The 6,932-nt window shown below is 71.1% G+C and carries 6 protein-coding genes; 3 read left to right on the top strand and 3 right to left on the bottom strand.

The window, feature by feature from the left end:
- Positions 1-240: 240 nt before the first annotated feature.
- The 3 genes from ACFWHU_RS03130 to zapE form a co-directional block, all read right to left on the bottom strand.
- Positions 241-1,602 (bottom strand): alkaline phosphatase PhoX, encoded by a 1,362-nt coding sequence (locus ACFWHU_RS03130; RefSeq protein WP_385800394.1) that lies wholly within the window; start codon positions 1,600-1,602, stop codon positions 241-243.
- A 211-nt stretch (positions 1,603-1,813) separates the two neighbouring features.
- Complete coding sequence (locus ACFWHU_RS03125) at positions 1,814-2,239, bottom strand: OsmC family protein (protein WP_078074482.1); 426 nt, start codon at positions 2,237-2,239, stop codon at positions 1,814-1,816.
- A gap of 82 nt (positions 2,240-2,321) precedes the next feature.
- Complete coding sequence (gene zapE, locus ACFWHU_RS03120; RefSeq protein ID WP_387223523.1) at positions 2,322-3,407, bottom strand: cell division protein ZapE; 1,086 nt, start codon at positions 3,405-3,407, stop codon at positions 2,322-2,324.
- A 569-nt stretch (positions 3,408-3,976) separates the two neighbouring features.
- On the opposite strand from zapE, the gene ACFWHU_RS03115 reads away from it, so the two are divergent.
- The 3 genes from ACFWHU_RS03115 to murC all read left to right on the top strand — a co-directional run bounded on the left by ACFWHU_RS03115 (position 3,977) and on the right by murC (position 6,914).
- Positions 3,977-4,744 (top strand): pyrimidine reductase family protein, encoded by a 768-nt coding sequence (locus tag ACFWHU_RS03115; RefSeq protein ID WP_387223521.1) that lies wholly within the window; start codon positions 3,977-3,979, stop codon positions 4,742-4,744.
- Between the two features lie 132 nt (positions 4,745-4,876).
- Positions 4,877-5,386: an indole-3-glycerol phosphate synthase gene (locus ACFWHU_RS03110; protein ID WP_385800401.1), complete on the top strand. Its 510-nt coding sequence runs from the start codon at positions 4,877-4,879 to the stop codon at positions 5,384-5,386.
- Positions 5,387-5,513: 127 nt separating this feature from the next.
- Positions 5,514-6,914, top strand: coding sequence for a UDP-N-acetylmuramate--L-alanine ligase (gene murC, locus ACFWHU_RS03105; protein ID WP_387223519.1), 1,401 nt, complete (start codon positions 5,514-5,516; stop codon positions 6,912-6,914).
- Positions 6,915-6,932: the final 18 nt, after the last annotated feature.

Below are 6,932 nucleotides of genomic sequence, written 5' to 3'. Positions count from 1 at the left end.
CCCGGGCGCCGCACGGGCCCCAACCGCGGCCCGTCCGGCGACCGAGTACGAACAGACCTAGGTCGTGTCTTCGAAGTAGCGCCGTCCGCCCGCAGGGCGGGGCCCGCGGCGGCTGGTGCGGTGCATCGCGAGGCGGAGGATCGGCCTTGTGGATGGACCAGCCGTACTTGGCCGACTCCGACAACGCGGCGAGGCGCCGTGCCAGGCGCCGCGGGCCAGGCGGGACTTAGAAGACACGGCCTAGCGCCATGGTCCCGTGATCGCGAACGTCTTGCCCGGCGTGTAGGAGTTCACGTACATAGTGTCGCCGTCCGGCGCGAACGTGACCCCCGCGAACTCACCCCACTCCGGCTCCTCGGGCGTCCCGATGTTCTCCGCCGCGCGCGCCATCTCGTACAGCTCGCCGTGCCGCGTCAGCCCGTACACGTGCTGCACGCCACCGCCGTCCTCGCACACCATCAGGCCGCCGCTGGGCGCGAGGCAGATGTTGTCGGGGGACTCGCCGGGCAGCTGGATGTCGGTGTCCGGGCCGAAGGCGATCACCAGCGTGAGCCGGCGCCGCTGCGGCTCGTACTTCCACACCTGCCCGTAGTGGTCGGCGGCCGAGCCCTCCGCGCTCTTCGCGAAGCTCGACACGAAGTAGACGGAACGGTCGCCCCAGTAGCAGCCCTCCAGCTTCTGGGCGTGCGTGATGCCCTTCTTGCCGAAGTCCTGGAGCCGGATGGGCGTCTCCTTCGCCTGCGAGTCGGGCACGGGCACCCACTCGACGCGGTCGAAGCTCGCGCCCGGCTCCTGGATGACCGACAGATCGGGTACGCCGGGGACGCGCATGGCCTCCAGCGTGCCGCCCGCGCGCAGCGACCCCAGGCCGCCCAGCGGCTTCTCGGGCAGGAAGCGGTAGAAAAGCCCGAAGGGCTTGTCGAACGCGTCCTCCGTCTCGTACACGACACCCGTACGCGGGTCGATGGCGATCGCCTCGTGCTGGAAGCGGCCCATCGCCTTCAGCGGTACGGCGCCGGTGCGGTGCGGATCGGCGCCGTCGACCTCGAAGATGAAGCCGTGGTCCTTGGTGTAGCCGTTGGTGCCGGCCTTGTCCTCGGTCTCCTCGCAGGTGAGCCAGGTGCCCCAAGGGGACGGCCCGCCCGCGCAGTTGACCGCGGTGCCGGCGATGGCGACACGCTCGCCGAGTACGTTGCCCTGCCCGTCGAGTTCGAGCGACGTACAGCCGCCCTTGCCCATCGGGTCGTAGGTCAGACCTTCGACGGTCGGGACGCCGATCTTGCCGTCGGCCCGGTTCTCGTGGTTGCGGACCAGATGGACGCGTCCGCGGCGGCCGGCGAAGGCCGCCATGCCGTCGGGATTGCTGGGGACTTCGCCCTCGCCCGAACGGAGCTCGTCGCCCGTTCTGGACAGGACGCGGTAACGGAAACCTTTCGGCAGGTCGAGCAAGCCGTCCGGATCGGGTACGAGCGGGCCGTAGCCGCTGCGCCCCACTTCCTGTGCGACAGCGGTGCCGGCGAAAAGCTCCGACACCGCTCCGGTGAACGCGATTCCGGCGACCGATGCTCCGGTGGCCAGGACCTGACGTCGTGTTGCGGACATGAGGCAACTCCCTGTTGGCGGACAGGAGACGTGACCCGCACGTGTGTATCACGGGTGTTGTGCACACGTGAACTGTGCGGGCCACTGAGCCTGATGTGTCCTGAGAGATCAGCGGTTCAGCGGATCAGTGATTCGGCGGATCCGTAGGTCCGCGATCCGCAGTCCCCAATCCGCAATCCGCAATCCGCAATCCGCAGTCGCGGTCCGCGGTTCAGGCAAGCGAGGCGGTGAGCGTGATGCTCGTGCCCGCGAGCGCCTGGCTGACCGGGCAGTTCGCCTTCGCGTCCTCGGCGGCCTTGACGAACGCCGCCTCGTCCAGGCCCTCGACCTCGCCCTGAACGGTGATGTGGACGCCGGTGATACCGGTGCCGGGCACCAGTGTGACCTCGGCCTGGGTGGTCAGCTTGGTCGGCGGGGTGCCGGCCTTGGCGAGACCGTTGGACAGGGCCATCGAGAAGCAGCTGGAGTGAGCGGCGGCGATCAGCTCCTCCGGGCTGGTCTTGCCGTTCGCCTGCTCGGCGCGGGAGGCCCAGGAAACCGGCTGCTCGGCGATGCCGGAGGAGTCGAAGGTGACGACGCCACTGCCCTTGAGGAGGTCGCCTTCCCAGACGGTGTGTGCCTGGCGCGTGGTAGCCATGGTGATGGGAACCCTTCTGTATCGGGCACGCGGGAGCTGATCGACCGCACCTCGCGCGCCGCACATCGTTACGGCACCGAACTTACTCGGCGAGCAGGCCCTTTGCGTCGCGTGCCAGGGCGGTGAGACGTGAGATCGCACGGAAGTACTTCTTCCGGTAGCCGCCGTTCAGCATCTCTTCGCCGAACAGCCGGTCGAAGGGCAGCCCGGAGGCGAGGACCGGTATCTCCCGGTCGTACAGCCGGTCGGCGAGTACGACCAGCCGCAGCGCCGTCGACTGGTCGGGCACGGGGCCCACGTCCGTGAAGCAGGCGGCCCGCAGACCCTCCGTCAGCGCGCCGTACCGGCTGGGGTGGACGGTGGCGAGATGGGCGAGAAGAGAGGGGAAGTCGTCCAGGCTGGCGGCCTCGGTCGCGTGCGCGGCGCGCGTCACCTGCTCGGTGGTGAGCGGGGCGGGGGCCTCGGGCAGCCCCCGGTGCCGGTAGTCCTCGCCGTCGATACGCAGTGGGCGAAAGCGCGCGGAGAGCCCCTGGATCTCGCGCATGAAGTCGGCGGAGGCGAAGCGGCCCTCGCCGAGCTTGCCGGGCAGCGTGTTCGAGGTCGCGGCGAGCGCCACGCCCGCCTCCACGAGCCGGCTCAGCAGGCTCGATACGAGGACGGTGTCGCCCGGGTCGTCCAGTTCGAACTCGTCGATGCAGAGCAGCCGGTGGCCGCCGAGGGTCTTCACGGTCTGCTGGAAACCGAGCGCGCCGACGAGGTTCGTCAGCTCCACGAAGGTGCCGAAGGCCTTCTCCTCCGCGGCGGCGGGAGTGGCGTGCCAGAGGGAGGCCAGCAGGTGGGTCTTGCCGACGCCGTAACCGCCGTCGAGGTACACGCCACGGGGGCCGGCGGCGGCGGTGTCGGCGGGCTTCCGGCCGAACCAGTGTCGCTTGCCCCGCTTGGTGTCGGCCGCGCCGTCGAGCCCGGCGGCGAATGTGCTCAGTACGGTGACGGCCTCGGCCTGGCTGGGCTGCCTCGGGTCGGGGACGTAGGTGTCGAAGCGCACGGAGTCGAAGCGCGGCGGCGGCACCATCTCGCCGACCAGCCGCTCGGCGGCGACGCGGGGGGTGCGTGCGCAGAGGGATACGGGGCGGGGGCTTGCGGCGGGGGAGACGGGCACGGTGCTCAACTGTAGAGCGTGTGGCGAGGTCCGGGTGCCTGCGGGCGGCTCTGTCCTCAAGCGCCGGACGGGCTGGTGGGCGGCGGGGCCGGGCTCGGGCCCGACTGCCCGTCGTGGGGGTGTCCTCAAGCGCCGGACGGGCTTGAGAGGCGGGCCTGGGCGGGCTTGCGATCCGGATGCCGTTGGGGAAGGGCCCGCCTGCCGACCGGTTCGTCCTCAAGCGCCGGACGGGCTTGGAACGTCTGCCTGGGCGGGGTTGAGAGGCGGGCCTGGGCGGGCTTGCGATCCGGATGCCGTTGGGGAAGGGCCCGCCCGCCGGCCGGTTCGTCCTCATGCGCCGGACGGGCTTGAAAGGCCCGCCGGGCTGGTTTGAGAAGGCGCGCCTGGTCCTCAGGCTTGTCGCCCTGGGTCGGGCACAATCAGCCCGTCCGGCGATTGAGGACACACCCCCGTCCGGGAGAACGTTCGCGTCCCGGCTCGGCCAACCTCCAGCCCGTCCGGCGCTTGAGGACAGAGCCGCCCGCAGGGCACCCCCGGCCCACCCAGCCGGAGGCCACCGCGCGTGTCAGACTGCGCGCATGCGACGCCTGTTCCCCGTGCCCTCCGAGCCGCCGACGCCAGACCACGAGTGGGCCCTGGACGACCTCGCCGACGCGTACGCGTACCCCGAGCCCCGCGAAGACCGGTCCTGGCTGCGCGCCAACATGGTTTCCACGCTCGACGGCGCCGCCCACCACAATGGCCGTTCGCAGGCCATCTCGTCCGACGCCGACATGCGGATCTTCGGCACCTTGCGCGCGCTCGCGGATGTCGTCCTCGTCGGTGCTGAAACGGTTCGCCTGGAGGGCTACCGGCCCGCCCGCGCCCGTGACGCCTTCGCAGAGCGGCGGGCCGCCGCCGGGCAGGCGCCCGCCCCCGTGATCGCCGTCGTGAGCGCGAGCCTGAACCTGGACTTCTCGCTTCCGCTTTTCGTCTCGCCCCTCGTCCAGACCCTGATCCTGACCGGCGCCGCCGCGTCCCCCGACCGGATCCGCGCCGCCGAGAAGGCGGGCGCGCGGGTGCTCGTCGCCGGGGACGGGCCGGGCGTCGAGCCGCCCCGCGCGGTCGCGGCCCTGGCGGAGATGGGCCTCAAGCGCCAGCTCACCGAGGGCGGCCCCCGCCTGCTCGGCCAGTTCGTGGCGGCCGACGTACTGGACGAACTCTGCCTGACCGTCTCCCCGCTCCTCGCGGTCGGCAACGCGCAGCGCATCACGGGTGGACCGGACCTCGCGGACCCCGAGCGCTTCGCCTTGGCGGCCGTACTGGAAGAGGGCGGGTTCCTTTTCGCTCGATACCGCCGGATCTGACATTGGGCGGAATATCTCGTTCCGGTTAGCTTCCGCTGGGCACACTTACTCACGCAGACCCCGTGCGGACACGGGGAAGGATGGTTTCCGCAGCGGGCCTCACGGGCCCCTGAACGATGAAGGGCGCCTGTCGTGTTCACAAGCGTATTGATGATCGAGAAGCCCCTGTCGTCCGTGGACGTCGACTTCGTGACCACGCTCCACGGCGAGGAGAACGTCACCTTCATCGTGCTCATGCAGCCCCGCGGCGACCAGGCGGACGCCCTGCTGCGCGCCATCGACGACGTCGCGTTCGGCGAGCTGCGAGAGGCCGGCCGCGAGGGGGAGGAGCCCGAGGGCGCCGCCGCCCGCGGCCCCGCCGAGCTGGCCCTCGCCCACTCGCTGGCCGCGCTGAAGGCGGCGGGCCGGGAGGCCACCGGCCTGGTGGTCGAGAACCACCCGTTGGACCACCTCAAGTCCGTCGTCGAGCAGTCGGCCGCCGACGAGGTGATCGTGCTCACCGAACCGCACTACGTGGAGGAGTTCTTCCACCGGGACTGGGCCTCGCGCGCCCGCCACAAGGTCGGCGTACCCGTGCTCAAGCTCTTCGCGCACGGCGCGGAGGACGACAACGCCGAAGGGCGGACCAGGGGGGCGGGCTGAGCCGGCCGAAGCGAATAGGCTGGGGGATCGCTGACGGCGTGCGTACGGCCGACGGCCCCGCACCGAACGCACGGAACGCACCGCACCGACAGCCCCGCACCGACCGCACCACCCTGGGAGAACACGTATGGCACCCGGTATCCCCACCGCCATGGAACGGCCGCACTTCATCGGCATCGGCGGCGCCGGAATGTCTGGTATCGCCAAGATCCTCACCCAGCGGGGCGCCAAGGTCGCGGGCAGCGACGCCAAGGAGTCCGGCACCGCCGAGGCCCTGCGCGCCCTCGGTGCCACGGTCCACATCGGCCACGCGGCGGAGCACCTCGCGGACGACGCCTCGTGCGTGGTCGTCTCCAGCGCGATCCGGGCGGACAATCCGGAGCTGGTACGGGCCGCCGAGCTGTCCGTCCCGGTCGTCCACCGCTCCGACGCGCTCGCCGCCCTGATGGGCGGTGGCCTGCGGTCCATCGCCGTCGCGGGCACGCACGGCAAGACGACGACGACCTCCATGCTGGCCGTCGCGCTCACGGAGCTGGGCCTCGACCCGTCGTACGCGATCGGCGGCGACCTGGACGGGCCCGGCACCAACGCCCGCCACGGCGACGGGGAGATCTTCGTCGCCGAGGCGGATGAAAGCGACCGGAGCTTCCAGAAGTACGACCCCGAGGTCGCGATCGTCCTCAACGTCGAACTGGACCACCACGCCAACTACGCCTCCATGGACGAGATCTACGAGTCCTTCGAGACGTTCGTCGGCAAGATCGTCCCCGGCGGCACGCTGGTGATCGCCGCCGACCAGCCCGGCGCGGTCGAGCTGACCGCGAAGGTCCGCGACCTGTCGACGATCAAGGTCGTGACGTACGGCGAGGCGGCGGACGCCGACGTACGCGTCCACAAGGTCACCGCACGCGGTCTGACCAGCGAGGTCACGGTCGTCCTGGCCGGCCGCTTCCTCACCTTCACGGTCTCCGTCCCCGGCCGCCACTACGCCCACAACGCGGTGGCCGCCCTCGCGGCGGGCGTCGCGCTCGGCATCCCGGCGCACAACCTCGCCTCCGCGCTCGGCAAGTACACCGGCGTCAAGCGCCGCCTCCAGCTCAAGGGCGAGGCGAACGGCGTGCAGGTCATCGACTCCTACGCGCACCACCCCACCGAGATGACCGCCGACCTGGAGGCGATGCGCGCCGCCGCCGCTCCCGGCTCCCGGCTCCTCGTCGTCTTCCAGCCGCACCTCTTCTCGCGCACGCAGGAGCTGGGTACGGAGATGGGCCAGGCCCTCGCCCTGGCCGACGGCTCGGTCGTGCTGGACATCTATCCGGCTCGCGAGGACCCGATCCCCGGCATCACCAGCGCGCTGATCATCGAGGCGGCCAAGACGGCGGGCGCGGACGTACACGCCGTTTCCGACAAGGGCGCGGTGGCCGATGCCGTGGCGGGAATGGCGAAGCCCGGTGATCTCGTTCTCACCATGGGGGCGGGCGACGTCACGGACCTCGGTCCGGAGATCCTCGCCCGGCTGTCCCACTGAGGCGCATCACCCCGAGGC

This window comes from Streptomyces sp. NPDC060366, from assembly GCF_042725135.1.
Taxonomy (GTDB): Bacteria; Actinomycetota; Actinomycetes; order Streptomycetales; family Streptomycetaceae; genus Streptomyces.
This window is presented reverse-complemented; position numbering and strand designations above follow the sequence as displayed.

Coding starts and splice junctions, on each gene's coding strand:
- ACFWHU_RS03130 (WP_385800394.1), bottom strand. CDS start 1,602: ATGTCCGCAACACGACGTCAGGTCCTGGCCACCGGAGCATCGGTCGCC.
- murC (WP_387223519.1), top strand. CDS start 5,514: ATGGCACCCGGTATCCCCACCGCCATGGAACGGCCGCACTTCATCGGC.
- ACFWHU_RS03125 (WP_078074482.1), bottom strand. CDS start 2,239: ATGGCTACCACGCGCCAGGCACACACCGTCTGGGAAGGCGACCTCCTC.
- ACFWHU_RS03115 (WP_387223521.1), top strand. CDS start 3,977: ATGCGACGCCTGTTCCCCGTGCCCTCCGAGCCGCCGACGCCAGACCAC.